Annotated in this window: 20 protein-coding genes; 2 read left to right on the top strand and 18 right to left on the bottom strand. The window is 36.8% G+C overall.

The features are described 5' to 3' along the window. Window positions 1-196 precede the first annotated feature (196 nt). Window positions 197-2,263, bottom strand: coding sequence for a glycine--tRNA ligase subunit beta (gene glyS / locus Q0794_RS16175; protein ID WP_298943618.1), 2,067 nt, complete (start codon window positions 2,261-2,263; stop codon window positions 197-199). A 14-nt stretch (window positions 2,264-2,277) separates the two neighbouring features. After that, entirely contained in the window at window positions 2,278-3,183 is a 906-nt protein-coding gene (gene glyQ, locus Q0794_RS16170) for a glycine--tRNA ligase subunit alpha (protein ID WP_160064804.1), read from the bottom strand. A gap of 288 nt (window positions 3,184-3,471) precedes the next feature. On the opposite strand from glyQ, the gene Q0794_RS16165 reads away from it, so the two are divergent. After that, on the top strand, window positions 3,472-4,164 hold the full coding sequence (locus tag Q0794_RS16165) for a DUF2161 family putative PD-(D/E)XK-type phosphodiesterase (protein ID WP_298943615.1): 693 nt from the start codon (window positions 3,472-3,474) through the stop codon (window positions 4,162-4,164). Between the two features lie 372 nt (window positions 4,165-4,536). Next, window positions 4,537-4,692, top strand: coding sequence for a DUF4223 family protein (locus Q0794_RS16160; protein ID WP_025565303.1), 156 nt, complete (start codon window positions 4,537-4,539; stop codon window positions 4,690-4,692). A gap of 200 nt (window positions 4,693-4,892) precedes the next feature. Here Q0794_RS16160 and Q0794_RS16155 read toward each other — a convergent pair whose 3' ends face one another. From Q0794_RS16155 to mioC, 16 genes are all read right to left on the bottom strand, one after another. Then, window positions 4,893-6,752: a DUF4105 domain-containing protein gene (locus Q0794_RS16155; RefSeq protein ID WP_298943612.1), complete on the bottom strand. Its 1,860-nt coding sequence runs from the start codon at window positions 6,750-6,752 to the stop codon at window positions 4,893-4,895. 54 nt (window positions 6,753-6,806) lie between these two features. Beyond that, window positions 6,807-7,250, bottom strand: a complete 444-nt coding sequence (locus Q0794_RS16150; protein WP_298943610.1) for a DUF3015 family protein — start codon at window positions 7,248-7,250, stop codon at window positions 6,807-6,809. 386 nt (window positions 7,251-7,636) lie between these two features. Continuing rightward, window positions 7,637-8,056 (bottom strand): F0F1 ATP synthase subunit epsilon, encoded by a 420-nt coding sequence (locus tag Q0794_RS16145; RefSeq protein WP_298943608.1) that lies wholly within the window; start codon window positions 8,054-8,056, stop codon window positions 7,637-7,639. Window positions 8,057-8,071: 15 nt separating this feature from the next. Next, a complete protein-coding gene (atpD, locus tag Q0794_RS16140) occupies window positions 8,072-9,469 on the bottom strand; it encodes a F0F1 ATP synthase subunit beta (RefSeq protein WP_298943606.1) in 1,398 nt (465 codons plus the stop codon). Between the two features lie 29 nt (window positions 9,470-9,498). Continuing rightward, window positions 9,499-10,365, bottom strand: coding sequence for a F0F1 ATP synthase subunit gamma (gene atpG / locus Q0794_RS16135; protein WP_298943604.1), 867 nt, complete (start codon window positions 10,363-10,365; stop codon window positions 9,499-9,501). A 48-nt stretch (window positions 10,366-10,413) separates the two neighbouring features. Then, window positions 10,414-11,955 carry a F0F1 ATP synthase subunit alpha gene (gene atpA, locus Q0794_RS16130; RefSeq protein ID WP_298943603.1) on the bottom strand — a complete coding sequence of 514 codons (1,542 nt, stop codon included), beginning with the start codon at window positions 11,953-11,955 and terminating at the stop codon, window positions 10,414-10,416. A gap of 12 nt (window positions 11,956-11,967) precedes the next feature. Beyond that, complete coding sequence (gene atpH, locus Q0794_RS16125; protein ID WP_298943602.1) at window positions 11,968-12,501, bottom strand: F0F1 ATP synthase subunit delta; 534 nt, start codon at window positions 12,499-12,501, stop codon at window positions 11,968-11,970. A gap of 11 nt (window positions 12,502-12,512) precedes the next feature. Beyond that, the gene (gene atpF, locus Q0794_RS16120) at window positions 12,513-12,983 is read right to left on the bottom strand and encodes a F0F1 ATP synthase subunit B (protein ID WP_298943601.1); all 471 of its coding nucleotides are present in this window, start codon (window positions 12,981-12,983) and stop codon (window positions 12,513-12,515) included. Window positions 12,984-13,021: 38 nt separating this feature from the next. Beyond that, on the bottom strand, window positions 13,022-13,279 hold the full coding sequence (gene atpE, locus Q0794_RS16115; RefSeq protein WP_025565310.1) for a F0F1 ATP synthase subunit C: 258 nt from the start codon (window positions 13,277-13,279) through the stop codon (window positions 13,022-13,024). Between the two features lie 85 nt (window positions 13,280-13,364). Continuing rightward, window positions 13,365-14,165 (bottom strand): F0F1 ATP synthase subunit A, encoded by an 801-nt coding sequence (gene atpB / locus Q0794_RS16110; protein WP_025565311.1) that lies wholly within the window; start codon window positions 14,163-14,165, stop codon window positions 13,365-13,367. Continuing rightward, on the bottom strand, window positions 14,149-14,559 hold the full coding sequence (locus Q0794_RS16105) for an ATP synthase subunit I (protein WP_298943600.1): 411 nt from the start codon (window positions 14,557-14,559) through the stop codon (window positions 14,149-14,151). Before Q0794_RS16105 ends, atpB begins: the two co-directional genes overlap by 17 nt. A gap of 227 nt (window positions 14,560-14,786) precedes the next feature. After that, window positions 14,787-15,695, bottom strand: coding sequence for a ParB/RepB/Spo0J family partition protein (locus Q0794_RS16100; RefSeq protein WP_298943599.1), 909 nt, complete (start codon window positions 15,693-15,695; stop codon window positions 14,787-14,789). 1 nt (window position 15,696) lies between these two features. After that, window positions 15,697-16,491 (bottom strand): ParA family protein, encoded by a 795-nt coding sequence (locus tag Q0794_RS16095; RefSeq protein ID WP_298943598.1) that lies wholly within the window; start codon window positions 16,489-16,491, stop codon window positions 15,697-15,699. A gap of 30 nt (window positions 16,492-16,521) precedes the next feature. Beyond that, window positions 16,522-17,148 carry a 16S rRNA (guanine(527)-N(7))-methyltransferase RsmG gene (rsmG, locus tag Q0794_RS16090; protein ID WP_298943597.1) on the bottom strand — a complete coding sequence of 209 codons (627 nt, stop codon included), beginning with the start codon at window positions 17,146-17,148 and terminating at the stop codon, window positions 16,522-16,524. Further along, on the bottom strand, window positions 17,148-19,037 hold the full coding sequence (gene mnmG, locus Q0794_RS16085) for a tRNA uridine-5-carboxymethylaminomethyl(34) synthesis enzyme MnmG (protein ID WP_298943596.1): 1,890 nt from the start codon (window positions 19,035-19,037) through the stop codon (window positions 17,148-17,150). Before mnmG ends, rsmG begins: the two co-directional genes overlap by 1 nt. Before the next feature lie 370 nt (window positions 19,038-19,407). Beyond that, window positions 19,408-19,869, bottom strand: coding sequence for an FMN-binding protein MioC (mioC, locus tag Q0794_RS16080; protein WP_298943595.1), 462 nt, complete (start codon window positions 19,867-19,869; stop codon window positions 19,408-19,410). Window positions 19,870-20,179 lie beyond the last annotated feature (310 nt).

The raw sequence follows: 20,179 nt of genomic DNA, 5'->3' as shown, positions 1-20,179 counted from the left end.
GTTTCATGTGAAACAATAGACTGGCAACCACTAATGAAATTTAATGCCTTTAAATAAGCAATAAATTATTGGAAATTAAGATTACATAAATAAGATATTTTTTGCTTCAATGTTTCACGTGAAACAAAAAAGCTCAGTATTAACTGAGCTTTTTATAATAACGATTAATGTTTTATCGATAAACCGATAAACTTATTTATAACACTGACACATCGGCCACTTGTAAAAATAAGTTACGTAAGCGGTTTAATAACGCTAAACGGTTATTTTTCACTGCTAAATCGTCAGCCATTACCATCACATTATCAAAGAAAGCGTCTACAGGCGACTGTAAGCTAGCTAACTCGAATAAGGCTGACTCGTAGTCTCCGCTTGAAAATAAAGGGCTTAGCTTGCTTTCTAGAGAGCCTAATATTTCAGAAAGTGCCTTTTCAGCGTCTTCTTGTAGCAGATCTTGGCTAATTTCATGGTTAATATCTTCTGTCACTTTAGCAAGAATATTACTAATACGTTTATTAGCAGCAGCAATTGGAGCAGCTTCAGGTAGCGTTTGGAACTTAGCAACCGCTTTAATACGCTTTTCAAAATCAACAGGTTTAGTTGGACGACGTTCTAATACAGATTGAATTAACTCAACTGAATATCCGTTTGCTTGATAAGTTGCACGGAAACGAGCAAATAAGAAATCAACAACATCATTAACTACGTTATCATTTGTTAATTTATCTGCGTATTGTGTTTTAGCTATTTCAACTAAATCGACAATATCTAAGTCTAAGTTTTTATCTGTAATAATGCGCAATAAACCGATAGCTGCACGGCGTAATGCAAATGGGTCTTTATCACCTTTAGGTGCTTGACCAATACCAAATATCCCTACCAGCGTATCTAATTTATCAGCTAGTGAAACAGCACATGCAACTAATGAAGTAGGCAGCTTGTCACCTGCAAAACGAGGTAAGTATTGCTCATTTAACGCAACGGCAACATCTTCATGCTCACCATCAAAACGAGCGTAATACATGCCCATCACACCTTGAACATCTGGAAATTCCATTACCATTTCAGACATTAAATCTGCTTTTGATAATAAACCGGCACGTTGTGCATGTTCAGGGTTTGCTTGAATGCTAACAGCAATTTTTTCAGCAACGGCACTGATACGTTCAGATTTCTCTTTTAACGTACCCAATTGTTTTTGAAATAATACTGTTGATAGAGAATCTAAACGACTTTCTAATGTTTTCTTTTTATCTGTTTCAAAGAAGAACTCAGCATCTGCTAAACGTGGACGAACGACTTTCTCGTTACCTGAAACAACTTGTTTAGGATCACGACTCACAATATTTGAAACAAAGATAAAGCGCGGTAATAAGTTGCCTTCTTTATCTAATACCGGGAAGTATTTTTGATTGTCTTTCATTGTGTATATAAGTGCTTCAGAAGGGACAGCTAAAAACTTATCTTCAAATGAACCAACTAATGTTACTGGCCACTCAACTAAAGAAGTTACTTCTTCTAATAATTCATCGTCAATTGCAGCGATACCATTTTCATGAGCAGCAAGTGCTTCTACTTGCTCACGAATAATCGCTTTACGGCGTTCATAATCAACAATCACTTTACCTGAATCATCTAATAACGATTCATATTCATCTGCATGTGATAATGTTAATTCAGCTTCACCCATGAAACGATGCCCACGAATAACGCGATCTGAAGCAACACCTAATAATTCACCTTGAATTAATTTGCTACCAAATAACATAGTAACAGTATGCACAGGACGAATAAATTGTGTGCTTTCACTTCCCCAACGCATTGGTTTTGCAATAGGTAATTTAGCTAAAGCAGACTCAGCAATAGCAGGGATTAAACCATTAATATGCTGACCTTTGACTTCTGACTTGAATAATAGCCATTCACCTTTATCAGTGACTAAGCGTTCAGCTTCTTCAACGGTAATACCATTAGAACGAGCCCAACCTTGTGCAGCTTTAGTCGCTACACCATTATCATCAAATGCAACGTTAACTGCAGGACCGCGTTTTTCAACGACTTTATCGGCTTGAGTTGCTACTAAGTTAGTAACTACTACGGCCAAACGTCTTGGTGATGCTAACCAGCTAACTTTATCAAATGTTAATTCAGCTTTATTTAATTCCGCTTCAATATTGCTAGCAAATGACTCTGCAAGTTTACGAAGTGATTTTGGTGGTAACTCTTCGGTTCCCAGCTCAATCAATAAATTTTCTTGTGACATTAAACTTGCCTCTATTAATTTAAATTTTTACAAAGTGGGAAACCAAGTGCTTCACGTTTAGCATAATAAGCTTCTGCAACGGCTTTTGATAATGAGCGAACACGCAAGATATAACGCTGACGTTCAGTAACAGAGATAGCATGACGAGCATCTAACAGGTTAAACACATGTGATGCTTTCATTACTTGCTCATAAGCAGGTAACGGTAAACTAGCTTCAATTAATTTTTGGCTATCTTTTTCACATTGATCAAACTGTGTAAATAATGCATCAACATCTGCATGTTCAAAATTGTAAGTAGATTGTTCTACTTCATTTTGATGGAAAATATCACCGTAAGTCACTTTACCCATTGGGCCATCGGTCCAGACAAGATCGTAGATACTATCCACACCTTGAACATACATAGCAAGACGTTCTAAACCATAAGTAATTTCACCAGTAACAGGCGAACACTCAAGGCCACCAACTTGTTGGAAATAGGTAAATTGCGTCACTTCCATACCATTAAGCCAGATTTCCCAACCTAATCCCCATGCACCTAACGTAGGTGATTCCCAGTTATCTTCAACAAAGCGAATATCATGGATAGAAGTATCAATACCAATCTCTTCAAGTGATTGTAAATACAATTCTTGAATATTTTTAGGAGAAGGTTTTAATACCACTTGGAATTGGTAATAGTGTTGTAAACGGTTAGGGTTTTCACCGTAACGACCATCAGTAGGACGGCGGCAAGGTTGTACATAAGCACTGCTCATTGGCTCAGGACCAATTGAACGTAAAAAAGTTTGTGGGTGGAATGTTCCAGCACCTACTTCCATATCAAGTGGCTGTACAATGGCACAACCTTGGCGAGCCCAGAAGTCTTGCAACGCAAGAATCAGCCCTTGGAATGTTTTTGTATCAAATTTTTGCATGATTTAGGCTTCGAGTTGATTAAAAAAAATGAAATCCATTATACCTATTGACGCCAATTATACCAATGGCAATAGATGTATACGCTAACTTTACAGCGTAAAATTAGATCAGCAGAAAAACAAAATTAAATAATCTTGATACCATCAATTGTTAGTGTCTAATAAATAATAAACTCAATAAGCAAATATATTAACGAGTACAATAGATAACAAACAAAAAAGACAATAAATAGAGTAGACTTTTAAGCTTTAAATAGACTCTATATTGAAATAAAAAAGTGAATTAAAATGCTTAAAAAATTAAAAGAGAGCGATCTTTATTTACCAATTAAACTCTTTTTAAATAGACAAGGTTACGAAGTTAAAGGTGAAATAAAGCAATGCGATATTGTCGCCAAAAAAGACGATGAAATTATTATTATCGAATTAAAATTAACACTTAACATTACCTTATTATTGCAATCAATCGATCGTTTTACCTTAGCCGATATAGTCTATATTGCCATTCCTAAACAAACGCCAATGTATAAAACCAAAAGCAAACAAATCAAAAAACTAGTTGCACGTTTAGGGTTAGGTTTGATTGTGGTAGATATACAAGAAAAACAGCAATATGTTGAAGTTATTAGTGATCCTAAAGAATACCAACCTAGAAAAAACAAACGTAAACAATCAGCATTACTAAAAGAATTTAGCCTACGCCAAGGTGACACTCAAAAAGGCGGTTCCACAACAAAACAAGCAGGTTTAACCGCTTATCGACAGCGATGTATACGGGTAGCTGAATACCTATCTAAAACAGATACAGCATCAGGGGCTGAAATCAAAAAGGTAATTGACGAACAGCAAGCAACACAGTTTCTCTACAGTAATTATTATGGATGGTTTGATAAAGTAGATCACGGCAGTTATCAATTATCAGATAAAGGAAAAGCAGAGTTACCAGAGTGGCAGCTAAAAATAAAAGCAATAATGCCTTAAAGGATTAAATGGTGACTTTGATCAGTTGTAAAATACATTAGAGAAAGTGAGATATATAAACTAATACTGACTTTATTATATAAACTATAATTTAAATCAGACTAAAAATCTTATAATATCATCTACTAAACATATATTAATTTTATGTGTTTAATACTATTTCAACGACGAAAATTGTTCAAAAAAACAATCAAAAAGTTATATTTATTAATTTTATCAACAACTTGATTAACAAACTTAAAGCGAAAAATAAAATTTCTATTATATTTTAAAATAAAATATTTAATAGCTTATTTCTATATGATAAGTTACATTCCCACTGACAATAATTTGATTGTTTGAATTTAAATATAAAATAAATAAGGATATAACATGAAATCTATTAAGTTAGCAGTAGCTGCTGTAGCCGTAATTCTTCTTGCAGGTTGTACTGGTACTACTTACAACAGCGCTAAAGACTGTTCTATGGATTACTTACTAGTTCCAGCTCTTTCTATCCCTGCTGCTATCGGTGCATGTGGAGAGTAATATTTAATATCAAATTCTGATAATAAATATTAAAAGCGCACTCTCTTATGAGTGCGTTTTTTGTTACCCAGTTAAATAAATATTACTCTTCCTCTCATTATTTATAAAGCCTCTGTAAATCATCCATTTTTCAAAATTATTGCTTATAAATTCAATTAAACACTTTTTAGATCTTCGCACTATTTATTGATTATTTTTATTTAAAAGTAATGGTATAAAGTGAATTTAAGTATTGTATCTTCAGCACGCCACTTCTGATACCTCACCTTACTACGCAAAGCCCAATTACGATCAAGACTCCAATTCCAATCGACATCCAATTGATAGTGATAATCGACATCTGAATCAGGTAAATACATTATATTGGCTTTCAAAGCAGCTTTATTATTATTATTTATTTTCCAAATGGCCCCCAATTCACTGCCTACACCCATTTTAAAATCATTATCGGTGATATCACCGGTATTAAGCTCAAAAGCCCCCAACATATAAGCTTGAATATAATTAGGGTCACCTATTGATTTACCATATCCTCCTTGCGTAAACCAACGTCCACTTTCTTTTTGAATATCCGCTTGTCGGTCAAAGCCCATACGACCCCCCCAAGACCAATTATCAAAAATTCTATTGTCTACAGGTATTGCTAGCGTATCTATTAAATAAGCTTGTTCAAGGCGTGTATTACCAGCGTCATTAATACTGGTTTCAATATCTAAAAGGCTTAATTTAGCACCAGGTATAAAGCCTGATGATTGATCTAATAAGTCATGATAAGCGAGTCGATAAGATAAATTATAGCGCTTTTCATTATGCTCAGTATGTGTAAAAGAGACACCTAAACGTGATGATGCATGGCCTTGTTCAGGGGAGGAAAGAGGTTGCTTTGGTGGTAAAAAAGGCGATGTTAATTTTATTTTGCTACGAGCAATTAATAATTGAGTTGAACGTTTAACCACGGTCTCTCGACTTAGTCCTTGCTCTTGTGACTTAAAATTAAGCCATTCATACGCCATTTCTAATATAGCTGCATTTTGTTCTGGTTTATGGTCACTGATATTAAGGTCTTCTCCATCCATAACACGGCGGACAATATTTAATTCTTCATCGGAAAGTTGCTCTGAATAATTAAAGAGCTTTGTACCAAAAGCTGGTCGATAATGTGGCTCTTGTAATAAATCATAATTTTTTAATGCTGCAACTGTATCTGAAGGGATAGCTTGCATCGGAAATGATGACGTTAAATCAAGACTTTCATTCGCAAGTTGCAATAAAGACAGTAATTGATAAGAACAATTTTCATCGATGAAGTAATAATCGAAATAAACAGACTGCAATTCCCATAAATGCAAAAGCACTCGTTCAACTTCATCAGCGTTAAACTTAAGCTGATATTCCCATATGTCACGGGATTCTAGATCATTATATTCTTGTACTTTTCGATAGTAGGGCATTAAAGAAAATCGACCGGGATAGGCACCAACTAGACCTTTATAAGCATAAGTAACTGGATTATCGTCTAAGTCGGGAACTGCCGCAAAATTAACCGCAAAAGCAACGAGCTCTTTATTACGAGTTTGGTCTTTAGCATCAATTCTTAACAGTGTATGACCAAACATAGAAGAGGGATTATTCATAAATGCAGTAGGGAATACTAATGTAATAGTGTCAGCATCGAGCGCTGATTGCCACTGTTGCAGCTCAGGGCAATCTAAACTTCCCCAATTATTTTTTATTTTATGTTTTAACCAATTAAAACGAGCAGGAAATCGACAGATAGTGGCTTGCCTTTCAATCTCACTCAAATTTTCACCATTAAATGCGGCGATTGTTGCGAGTAATTCAGCATTAGGATTTCTTTTGCCATTAGGTGAAAGAAAAAATGAATCTTCATCAACTTCACTTTTCCAGTCACTAACAACGGCAGCCTGATAATGGCCTAATTGTAACCAATAGCTTTCTTGGGCAATAGCATCCCAAGAATGAGTTAATGCAAATGATTGAGAGGAGAATAGAAATAAAAGGAATGAGGAAATACTTATTATTATATTTTTATTATTCATAGCCACTAAACAAAAAGCCCTATTTAGGGCTTTATTATCAATATATAAAAATACTTAAGACAGTGTATATACAGCAAGATGTACATCTGTGGATACAATATGATTTAAGTTATCTAACACTTCCTCTGATGTAACATTCTCTGAAGTAAATACCTCAGAAAAGTTTGCTTGCACAAGTTCATTAAATGCAGTTTCATCTTCAACAGGTACCCCCCAAACAGCAGTAAGGGTAGATAACGTTTCACCACCAGATCTTGATATATCACGGGCAAGGTTATCCATATTACCTTCTATAAATAAAACGAGCCGAGCACGTCCACCTCCGCGATGGCCTCGAGGACCCGAAGTAGTACTAACACTCATTGTGCCATCGGTTGTTATATTAAATAACTGAAAGCCACCATGAGAATTACCTCGAAAACCTAATCCTTCATTAGGTGCTGCCATTACATTGCTAAGCGGTAATACAAACAACGCTACTGCTATTAATTTTTTCATCTATAATTCCTTTAGTTCATCGTGCTAATAAAATATTAACGAAGATAACTAGTTATTATTTTAAATAATACAAAATTACACTAATTTCATATATTCGATAATGATACCTTAGAACCCGTTTAAAAACTGAACTATAGACTCATATCCTTACAAGTTCGTTATGTTATATAAAGTAGGTAGATAACTCATAATAAATAGTATAAATAATATTTATAACTGGAATAGCAGAAAGACGATAGTTTGAGTGGTATTTAATTGGATAATATTGATTGATGAAAATTAAAGGCGATTACTTATTAACAATATGAATAAAAGATTAATAGACTTATCTAACACCCATAAAAAAGGCGACCCTAAGGTCGCCTTTTTAACGAGAGTTTAAATATCTACTTACGTATTAACTTAATAGCGCGTAACTGTGCAACTGCTTGCGCAAGTTGAGCAGTAACAAGAGCAAAATCAATATCCTTATTAGGATTTGACATTTGTGCTTCAGCAGCGCGTTTTGCTTCTTCTGCTTTCGCTTGGTCAAGATCTTGACCACGAATTGCAGTATCAGCTAACACTGTAACGCCACCAGGCTGTACTTCAAGGAAACCGCCTGAGATATAAATGACTTCTTCGCCACCATCTTGTTTAACTAACTGAACCATTCCTGGTTTAATCGGTGTAAGTAATGGCGTGTGACCATGCATAATGCCTAGTTCACCTTCTTGACCAGATACTGATAAATGTGAAACAAGCCCTGAGAACAGAGATTTTTCAGCACTTACAACATCTAAATGTGTGGTCATTGATTTAGCCATAGTAACCTCCAGCTGTTACATTTTTTTAGCGTTTTCGACAGCTTCTTCAATTGCACCTACGTATAGGAACGCTTGCTCAGGGATATCATCGTAATCACCGGCGATTAAGCCTTTAAAGCCAGCTAATGTGTCTTTAAGTGGTACGTAAATGCCTGGGTCACCTGTAAATACTTCAGCTACGTGGTAAGGCTGAGTTAAGAACTTCTCAACTTTACGTGCACGAGATACGATTTGCTTATCTTCTTCAGAAAGCTCATCCATACCTAGGATAGCAATGATGTCTTTCAGCTCTTTATAACGCTGTAAGATACCTTGCACGCCACGTGCGATATCGTAATGCTCTTGGCCAACAACAAGTGGATCAAGTTGACGAGACGTTGAATCTAACGGGTCAATCGCTGGGTATAGACCCATAGATGCGATATTACGGTTAAGTACAACAGTTGCGTCTAAGTGAGCAAACGTTGTTGCAGGAGATGGATCCGTCAAATCATCGGCAGGTACGTATACCGCTTGGATAGAAGTGATTGAACCTACTTTAGTTGATGTAATACGTTCTTGTAAAACACCCATCTCTTCAGCAAGTGTTGGTTGGTAACCAACGGCTGATGGCATACGACCTAATAGTGCAGATACTTCTGTTCCCGCTAGTGTATAACGGTAGATGTTATCAACAAATAAAAGTACGTCTTTACCTTCATCACGGAAACGTTCAGCCATTGTAAGACCAGTCAGGGCAACACGTAAACGGTTTCCTGGTGGCTCATTCATTTGACCGTAAACCATTGCTACTTTTGATAACTCAGGGTTTTCAACGTTTACAACGCCTGCTTCCTGCATTTCATGGTAGAAATCGTTACCTTCACGAGTACGCTCACCAACACCAGCAAAAACAGACAAACCTGAATGTTTCAATGCGATGTTATTGATAAGTTCCATCATGTTTACTGTTTTACCAACACCAGCACCACCAAATAGACCGATTTTACCACCTTTAGCAAATGGACAAATTAAGTCGATAACTTTGATACCAACTTCAAGTGTTTCATTTGATGCAGATTGCTCTTCATAAGAAGGCGCGGCACGGTGAATTTCGTAGTGTTCAGTTGCAGCAACTTCACCACATTCATCAATTGGCTCACCCAATACATTCATGATACGGCCTAATGTAGCCGTACCAACAGGTACTGTGATTGCATGTTTAGTATCAGTAACTTCTAAACCACGACTTAAACCTTCAGAAGCACCCATAGCGATACAACGTACAACGCCGCCGCCAATTTGTTGCTGCACTTCCATTGTAAGGTTTTTCTCAGTCACGATCAGTGCACTGTATATATTCGGAACGCTTTCTTGTGGAAATTCAACATCCACAACAGCACCGATAATCTGTACGATTTTACCTGAACTCATTTCTGATCCTCTAAAATCTATATTTAAAATTATACCGCAGCCGCACCACCACAAATCTCAGAAAGTTCCTGAGTAATTGCAGCTTGACGTGCTTTGTTGGCAACAAGTTGTAAATCATCAATCAAATCACTAGCGTTATCTGTTGCAGCTTTCATTGCAACCATACGTGAAACTTGTTCACACGCTAAGTTTTCTACTACCGCTTGGTAAACTTGAGATTCAACATAACGAACTAATAATGCGTCTAAAATATCTTTAGCCTCACCTTCGTAAATGTAATCCCAGTGCTTAGTAGCAACTTCTTTATCACCATCTGCTTTTGGCAGAGGTAATAATTGATTGATGGTAGGGTCTTGTACCATGGTACTAATGAATTTATTGTTCACTATATATAAGCGATCAAGTTTTCCTGAGTCATAAGCATCTAACATCACTTTTACCGAACCGATTAAATCATCGATTTCTGGTGCATCACCCAAAGCCGTAGCTCGAGCAACAATGTTAGCGCCTATATTACCAAAGAAACTAGATGCCTTAGAGCCAATAACGGCTAAGTCAACTTCAACACCAGCTTCACTGTGTGCTTTCATTTCTTTGATAAGTGGTTTAAACAAGTTAATGTTTAAACCACCACATAAACCACGATCACTTGAAATGACAATATAACCAACACGCTTCACTTCTCTTTCTTCAAGATAAGGGTGGTGGTATTCCAAGTTACCTAGTGCGATATGACCGATCACTTTGCGCATAGTCGTTGCGTACGAAAGGCTACCTTCCATGCGCTGTTGCGCACGACGCATCTTAGATGCAGCTACCATTTCCATCGCACCAGTGATCTTTTGAGTGTTTTTCACACTCGCGATCTTATTTCTAATTTCTTTATCGCCGGCCATTTCTAACTCCTAATTAATGCTTAATTAATAACTTACGTTATTAATTAATTACCAGGTTTGCGTTGCAACGAAAGATTCCAAGATAGCTTTAAACTGCGCTTCGATCTCTTTGTTGTAATCACCAGATTCATTAATTTGAGCATAGAACTCAGCATGCTCATTTTTAGCGTAAGAAAGTAAAGATGCTTCAAAGTCTAAAACTTTTTCAACATCGACATCATTTAAGAAGCCTTTCTCTGCAGCAAATAGTGATAACGCTTGTTCAGTTACTGACATTGGAGCGTATTGTTTCTGCTTCATTAATTCAGTTACTTTTTTACCATGATCAAGCTGCTTACGCGTTGCTTCATCTAGGTCAGATGCAAACTGTGCAAATGCCGCTAATTCACGGTATTGTGCTAGAGCAGTACGAATACCACCAGAAAGCTTTTTAATCACTTTACACTGAGCAGCACCACCAACACGTGATACAGAAATACCTGGATCAACAGCTGGACGTACACCATTATTAAATAGTTCAGTCGTTAAGAAGATCTGACCATCTGTAATAGAGATTACGTTTGTTGGTACGAATGCAGATACATCGCCCGCTTGTGTCTCAATGATTGGTAATGCTGTTAATGAACCAGTTTTACCTTTCACTGCACCTTTAGTAAAGGTTTCAACGTAATGCTCGCTTACACGAGATGCACGTTCTAGAAGACGTGAGTGAAGGTAGAAAACATCACCAGGGTATGCTTCACGACCAGGTGGACGTTTAAGCAATAGTGAAATTTGACGGTAAGCAACAGCTTGCTTAGAAAGATCATCATATACAATCAGTGCATCTTCACCGCGGTCACGGAAGTATTCACCCATTGAACAACCTGCATATGGAGCCAGGTATTGTAATGCAGCAGCTTCAGAAGCAGATGCTACAACAACGATAGTATTTTCTAACGCGCCATGCTGTTCAAGTTTACGTACTACGTTTGCAATCGTTGACGCTTTTTGGCCAATCGCAACATAGATAGAGTATAAACCTGTAGATTTTTGGTTAATGATTGCATCGATTGCAATAGCAGTTTTACCTACTTGACGGTCACCGATGATAAGTTCACGTTGACCACGACCGATTGGAATCATTGAATCGATTGATTTCCAACCAGTTTGTACTGGTTGATCAACTGATTTACGATCGATTACACCAGGTGCGATTACTTCGATTGGAGAGTAACCATCGTTTTCGATTGGCCCTTTTCCATCAATCGGCTCACCCATTGTGTTAACAACTCGACCAAGAAGACCTTTACCTACTGGTACTTCAAGAATACGACCAGTTGATTTTACCTTTTCACCTTCTTTAAGGTCACGGTAAGGTCCCATTACAACAGCACCTACCGAGTCACGCTCAAGGTTAAGTGCCATAGCAAAGCTACCATTTGGTAGTTCGATCATCTCACCTTGCATACATTCAGCAAGGCCATTGATGCGAATAATACCATCGCTTACAGAAACGATTGTACCTTCATTTCGCGCTTCGCTTACCGCTTCGAATTTTCCAATTCGTTGCTTGATAAGATCGCTAATTTCAGTGGAATTCAGTTGCATGCTAACTTCCCATTAAGATTGTAAAGTATGTGATAAACGAGATAACTGGCCGCTAGCGGTGCTATCAATCACTAAATCACCGGCGGTAATAACCATCCCAGTAATTAACGATTTATCAATACTACAATTTAGGTTTACTTTTCGTGCGAGGCGTTTTTCTAGCGAAATACTCAACTCATTCAATTGAACTTTAGACAGAGCGTAAGCAGAGACAACATCAGCGTCGATCTCTTTTTTATACTCAGTTTCTAAATCAGAAAAAAGTTGTGTAATGCGAGGCAAAACACTCAAACGTCCATTTTCAGCTAATACTTTAATAAAGTTTTGACCATTCTCATCGAGTTGGTCGCCACAAACATTAATAAATAGATCAGCTAACTCTTTTGGTGCTTTATCGCGTGTTAATATTTTTGCCATGGTTGCATCTTGTGCAACTTCAGTGGCAAAAAACAGCATCGTAGACCAAGCTTCAATGTTGTTATTACTAACTGCAAATTCAAAAGCGGCTCTTGCATAAGGACGAGCTACAGTAGTCAATTCAGACATAACTTCGCTCCTTATAGTTCAGCAACTAATTTATCAATAATGTCGCTATTCGCTTCTTTATCAATAGTACGCTTAATGATTTTTTCAGCACCCGCAATAGCTAGAACAGCAACTTGTTGACGTAACTCTTCACGAGCACGGTTACGTTCAGCTTCAACTTCAGCTTCACCTTGAGCAACAATTTTACTGCGCTCAATTTCTGCTTCATTTTTAGCTTCTTCAACAATTTGTGTACGACGCTTATTAGCTTGATCAATAATTTCTGCAGCTTGTGCTTTAGCTTCTTTCAGCTTTTCAGCTGCTTTTGCTTGCGCAAGTTCAAGATCTTTTCCTGCACGTTCAGCTTGCGTTAAACCATCAGCAATTTTCTTTTGACGCGCTTCGATTGCGTCTAAAAGTGGTGGCCACACATACTTCATGCAGAACCAAACAAATATCGCAAATGCGATAGCTTGGCCAATTAGGGTTGCATTAATATTCATAACAGCTCCTTAGTAATTAAGTAAATTAGGATCCGTTATTAGCCCGCTAGTTGAGCTACAAATGGGTTTGCAAATGTGAAGAATAATGCAATACCAACACCGATCATTGCGATTGCATCGATAAGACCAGCAACGATGAACATTTTAACTTGTAACATAGGTGCCATTTCAGGTTGACGAGCAGCACCTTCTAGGAATTTACCACCTAAGATACCAAAACCGATAGCTGTACCAGCAGCGCCTAAACCAATTAGAAGTGCTACAGCGATTGCAGTAAAACCTAATACTGTTTCCATGAAAAATTCTCCAAATAAAATAAGTTGTTTTAATGTTTAAAAGTAATTACTAATAAAAGTAAAAGTTAACGTCATACCTAAATAATTAATGATCTTCGTGCGCCATACTCATATATACGATAGTTAACATCATAAATATGAAAGCTTGTAGAACAATAATTAAAATATGGAATACTGCCCACGGAAAATACAGTGGTAATTGCCAGTAACCCAGTAGTGCTATTAAAATAAAGATTAATTCACCAGCATATAGATTTCCGAATAAACGCAGACCTAACGAAACTGGTTTAGCTAATAGCGTTACAGATTCAAGTAGGAAGTTTACAGGGATAAATGCCCAGTGGTTAAACGGTTGCATAGTCAGTTCTTTAACGAACCCACCGAAACCTTTTACTTTAACAGTGTAGTAAATGATTAAAGCGAAGACACTCAATGACATACCAAGTGTTACGTTTAAATCAGTTGTAGGTACAACTTTAAGATAAGGTACTCCGATAGCTTGCGCAGCGTGAGGTAGCAAATCAACAGGAACCAAATCCATTAGGTTCATTAAGAAAACCCAAACAAAAATAGTTAATGCTAAAGGTGCTATCAAGGCATTTTTGCCATGAAATGTATCTTTTACATTCTCGTCTACAAAATCAATCACCATTTCGATGAAACACTGTAACTTACCAGGTACACCAACAGTAGAATGTTTTGCAACACTACGAAACAACCAAAGAAATAATACACCGAGGCCTACTGCTACCAGTAGAGAATCGACGTGAAAAGTCCAAAATCCAGCATCATGCGCATTCCAGCCACCATCAACGCTCCAAGTAAGGTTTGTTAAATGATGTTGAATATAACTTGATGATGTTAGAGCTTCACCTTGACCTGACATGTTTTATCCCATCGTTGTTATAGAAAAAGAAAGGCGCTAACCACTGCGAAGCAACAAGCAATGAGAATGAAATATAAAAAGCGATCAAAGATAACGTTCCATATTTTAAAAACACAACAAATAACAGCACAGTTAAAAAGAGTTTAATAGCCTCTCCTGCGTAAAACCCCCTAAGTACCTTTTGAGATTGCCGAGCACCTGCGTGAGCAAATGTCATCAAAACAAAAACAAGATTAGGAAGCAAAAAAGTGATTCCTCCTAGCAAAGCTGAATAACCTGCTTTATTCGAAAAAAACACTGTTGAAATCAATGCAGCAAATAGCACTAATAATAATTGAAAAGCCACTAATTTCAGCCCTGAAACCTGACCTTTTTTTGCTAGTTTATCAACCACTCCGATTTCCTTTTACTAGCTAGCTTGAAACATTAAAAATAACTAAATTAATCATTTTATTGTCACAAACTAAAACCCGCGCAAATTATACCGACAAAAAATGTCAATGCAATATGAGTGAGCTCTTGAGATGTAAGAATAGAGTAAAATTGAGGTATATTTAATATTAAATGAATTAAATATTTAATGACCTAAAATAATAAATGACTGAAAAGATGTATTTATTTTTAATTATTTTCAATTAATGTGATCAATGCATCTAAGTCTGTAATAGAAGTGTAGTCAATGACCAGTTTTCCATTACCATTTTTACTATTTTTAGCTGTTACTTTGAGACCAAATTTATTTTCTAAAGTTGTTACAAACAACTCAGTTTTGTCACAAATTAAAGCGGGTGCTTTAACTTTATTTGGGGTTTGAGCCTGTTTAACTAATTTTTCAGTTTCACGTACGCTCAATACTTTACCGACAACCGTCTTTGCAAGGTCAGACTGTAATTGCCCTTCGCATACTAATAAAGCTCTAGCATGACCCATTTCTAAGTCACCGTGCTCTAATAATATTTGAACATCTTCATTGAGGTTGTTTAAACGTAATAAATTACTCACAGCTGTACGCGATTTACCGACTGCCGTAGCCACTTCTTGATGTGTTAACTCAAATTCATCAACAATACGCTTTAACGCAATCGCTTCTTCCATTGCATTCAAGTTTTCACGTTGAATATTTTCAATTAAAGCAATCGCAATCGCAGCATCATCTTCCACATTTTTAATCAAACAGGGAATAGAAGCTAATCCAACTATTTTAGCGGCACGCCAACGACGTTCACCTGCGATAATTTCATATTTTTGATGACCGGTCTCACGAACTACAATCGGTTGAATGATACCTTGAGCATGAATTGAGTTAGCTAATTCTTGTAATGCATCGGCTGACATATCGCGACGAGGTTGGTACTTACCAACCTGCAATAGATTGATATCTAAGTCTTGGAGAGCACCTTGTTCATTACTAACAAGGTGTTGCGTCTTTGCAGCATTAATATCATGGGAGACCTGTTTGTTGCGTGTAACAGTACTGCTACTTAACAATGAGTCTAATCCTTTCCCTAACCCTCTTTTTTTACCTAACATATTAAATCACTTCCTGATCAGTACTGATAGATTGTTCTTCTCGTCTTAAAATTTCACCCGCTAATGATAAGTAAGCTCTCGCACCCGTTGAATTTTTATCATAATACATCACTGGCTTACTGAAACTAGGCGCTTCAGCTAAACGAATGTTACGAGGAATAATTGTACGATAAACTTTATCGCCAAAATGTTTTTTAAGTTGATCTGAAACATCCGTAGATAATCTATTTCGAGGATCGTACATCGTACGTAAAATACCTTCGATCTTAAGATCTGCATTAACAACAGCTGTTAATTTACTTATGGTATCAATTAATGCTGTTAAACCTTCTAATGCATAGTATTCACATTGCATAGGGACTAGTACTGAATCAGCTGCCGTCATCGCATTCACAGTCAACATATTAAGAGAAGGAGGGCAGTCAATAAAGATATAATCATAGATATCTCTTACACCTTCTAGAGCGGTTCTTAGACGTGTTTCACGGGCAAAGAATGTCATTAATTTAACTTCAGCTGCAGTCACATCACTATTAGCCGCTACTAAATGAAAACCACCGGTCGTTTCAGTTTCAACAACATCAGAAAGCGGTAACTCATCAATTAATAGATCATAAGCGGTATGTGCAACTTCATATTTATCGATACCACTTCCCATGGTTGCATTACCTTGAGGGTCGAGATCGATAATAAGTACTTTGCGTTTTGTTGCAGCCATTGAAGCCGCTAAATTAACACAAGTAGTGGTTTTGCCTACGCCACCTTTTTGATTTGCAATTGCTATTATTTTACCCACAAAAACCTACTTAATATTATATGAGAGTTATTACGATACACGCTTAACTTTGACTAAACAGCGTTCACCATCTAATTGTGGGACTTGTAATGTAACTGACTCTATAAACTCAAATTTAGAATCTAAATTAACCACTTCAGATTCAGGATATTGCCCCTTAAGGGCTAAAAAATGTCCACTTTCATTAGGTAAGTGACTGCACCAAGATAGCATATCTTCCAACGAAGCAAAGGCACGACTTAACACACAATCAAACCCCACTTCAGGTTGATATTCTTCAACACGACTTTGTACTATTTCAACGTTTTTAAGTCCTAGACTAAGGATCGCTTGACGAATAAAGCGCATTCGCTTGCCTAAACTGTCTAATAAAACAAACTGTTTATCAGGATTTAAAATAGCCAAAGGTAAACCAGGTAATCCTGGTCCTGTACCAACATCAATAAAGCTATTGCCTTGTAAATGAGGTGAGACGACTATACTGTCCAAAATATGTTTGACAAGCATTTGTGATGGATCACGAACAGAAGTAAGGTTATAGGCTTTATTCCACTTAGCTAATAACTCTACTAACGTGACTAGTTGCGAAGCTTGTTGGTCACTTACTATTAAGTCTGTTTGTGCTAAAAGGCTATCTAATTGAGATCGTAAATTCATTATCCAGCCTTACGACGAACGCCGCTTTTCTTTAAATAGATTAATAAAATAGAGATAGCAGCAGGGGTGATCCCTGATACTCTTGATGCTTGCCCAATACTATGCGGTTTAATATCGTTTAATTTAGCCGTCACTTCATTTGAAAGTCCTTTAATCTCAGAATAATCAAGATCAACAGGTAACGCAGTGTCTTCATGACGTTTCAATTTTTCAATTTCATCTAACTGACGGTCGATATAACCTTGGTATTTGATATTTATTTCAACTTGTTCTGCAGCAATAGGATCGGCAATTGCTGGCCCTAAACCTTCAATTTTCATCAAGCTTTCATAATTAACTTCAGGTCTACGTATCATTGCTTCCAATGTGCTTTCACGTTGCATAGGCTTTTTCAATAATTCATTAATTTTATCGGCATTAATTGAATTTGGGTTAACCCATTGGCCTTTTAGACGTTTTAATTCAGTTTCTACAAGTTCTTGTTTTTCGCTAAAGGCTTTCCAGCGAACATCATCTACTAAACCAAGCTCACGGCCTTTCTCTGTTAAACGAGTATCAGCATTATCTTCACGTAGCAGTAATCGATATTCAGCACGACTAGTGAACATGCGGTAAGGTTCTTTAGTACCTAATGTTGATAGATCATCAACTAAAACCCCCATGTAAGCTTGATCACGGCGAGGAGCCCAACCTTCTTTATCTTGCACTTGTAAGCCAGCATTCATACCGGCTAACAAGCCTTGTGCTCCGGCTTCTTCATAACCTGTTGTACCGTTGATTTGTCCTGCAAAGAATAAACCATCGATATATTTACTTTCTAACGTCGCTTTAAGATCGCGTGGATCGAAATAATCATATTCAATCGCATAACCAGGTCGAGTAACAAAAGCATTCTCAAATCCTTTCATCGATTGAATAAATTCAAGTTGAACGTCAAAAGGTAAGCTAGTAGAAATACCATTAGGGTAAACTTCGTGCGTCGTTAAACCTTCTGGTTCAACAAATATTTGATGTGAATTCTTATCAGCAAAGCGCATGATCTTATCTTCAATAGAAGGACAGTAACGAGGACCTACACCTTCAATCACCCCAGAATACATTGGACTTCTATCTAAATTAGCACGAATGATATCGTGCGTTTTCTCATTGGTATGAGTGATATAACATGGAATTTGACGAGGATGTTCACTGCGATTACCTAAAAATGAAAATACAGGTGTTGGATCATCGCCATGCTGAACTTCTAAACCAGAAAAGTCGATACTACGCGCATCAATACGTGCTGGCGTACCAGTCTTCAAACGTCCCATACGTAATGGCATTTCTTTTAATCGATCTGATAACGTAATCGAAGCAGGATCACCCGCTCTACCGCCACTGTAATTTTTTAAACCAATATGAATTAAACCATTTAAGAAAGTGCCTACTGTCAAAACAACGGTCTTTGCAGAAAAGCGAACACCCATTTTAGTGATGACACCAACAACGCGATCGTTTTCGATGATGAGATCTTCGACTTCCTGTTGGAATATTTTTAAGTTTTCTTGGTTTTCTAATTTTTCACGAATAGCTGCTTTGTACAATAGACGATCCGCTTGTGCTCGAGTAGCACGAACAGCAGGTCCTTTACTAGAATTCAGGGTTCTAAATTGGATTCCGCCTTTATCAATCGCTGATGCCATTAGACCACCTAAAGCATCAATCTCTTTAACAAGATGTCCTTTACCAATTCCACCGATAGCAGGGTTACATGACATCTGACCCAAAGTCTCAATATTGTGAGTCAATAACAGGGTTTTTAATCCCATTCGAGCTGGCGCAGCAGCAGCTTCTGTTCCCGCATGGCCACCGCCAATAACGATAACGTCAAATTGTTCATGGTAAATCATAATATTCCAAATACAGCAGTATAAAATTAAAGCGTGATTTTACTCTTTTAAAAAATAAAGGAAAGCAACAAGGTTGTTTTAGAAGAAAACAATAGTATTAGTATTATATATAGATCTTTAAAGATCTTTTATTACTATACTTATTAAGCAAACGCATTTCTGTGTAAAACACATTTAAATGATTAAAGATCAGGATCTTAAAAGAGATCCGATCGTGTGCATAATAAGGGATCTTATTGCGATCAACCTGCGTATAGAAACAACCTTTATCAACAGGGGCTCTTATGCACATTTTTATAAAGTAATTACGCCAAACTAATTCAATAGTTATAAATGAATTATGCACAGAACCTTGTGGGTAACTTAATCATTAATTCGTTAATAAATTAAGATCTTTTATGAATAATGGGATCCAATCGTCAACACGATCTTCAGGAATTGGAGAATCAACGACATCAATATTGAAAATATCACCTAAACGTGTCGCACCTTTATCTTTTAAAAGAAGATCGAAGTGTTTTGCTGCATAACAATAAGTATCGTAATTAGAATCGCCAACGCCAATTAAACCAAAATGCACATTCGTTAATTCGTCTGATAAATTATTAACCTGCTCAACAAACATTTTAAAGTTATCCGGATAATCTCCTGCACCATGTGTCGCTAAACAAATTAACCATATATGTTGGTCATTAATATCTAACATTGTTAGGTCTGGAGAAAAATGAACTTGAGAAGCAAAACCTGCTGCTTCTAATAATGGCTGTGTAGCTTCAGCTACATATTCGGTTCCACCTAATGTACTACCAACTAATATATCTATATTAATCACAATATTTACTCTCTCTATATAGAAATAATGAACTTATAAAACAGAGATACATTATAACGAGATAAATAGTAAATATAGAGATGAATTAGTATAAAAATAAAGCAGGTTGTTCGCTAAATAATCATTCAAACAAAAAATCGAATAAAACAGTAATTAAGACTTGCCAATGTGATCTCAATCCCTATAATGCGACCCCACAGACACGGGACGTAGCGCAAGTTACCTAGCGAGTTTGAGAATAGTTTTTAACGTATTAACGCTTCGTAGTTCGCTTCGAAATTAAGTTAAATTAAAACGTTGACAATGTTCG

Source organism: uncultured Psychromonas sp. (assembly GCF_947489755.1).
Classification (GTDB): Bacteria; Pseudomonadota; Gammaproteobacteria; order Enterobacterales; family Psychromonadaceae; genus Psychromonas.
This window is presented reverse-complemented; position numbering and strand designations above follow the sequence as displayed.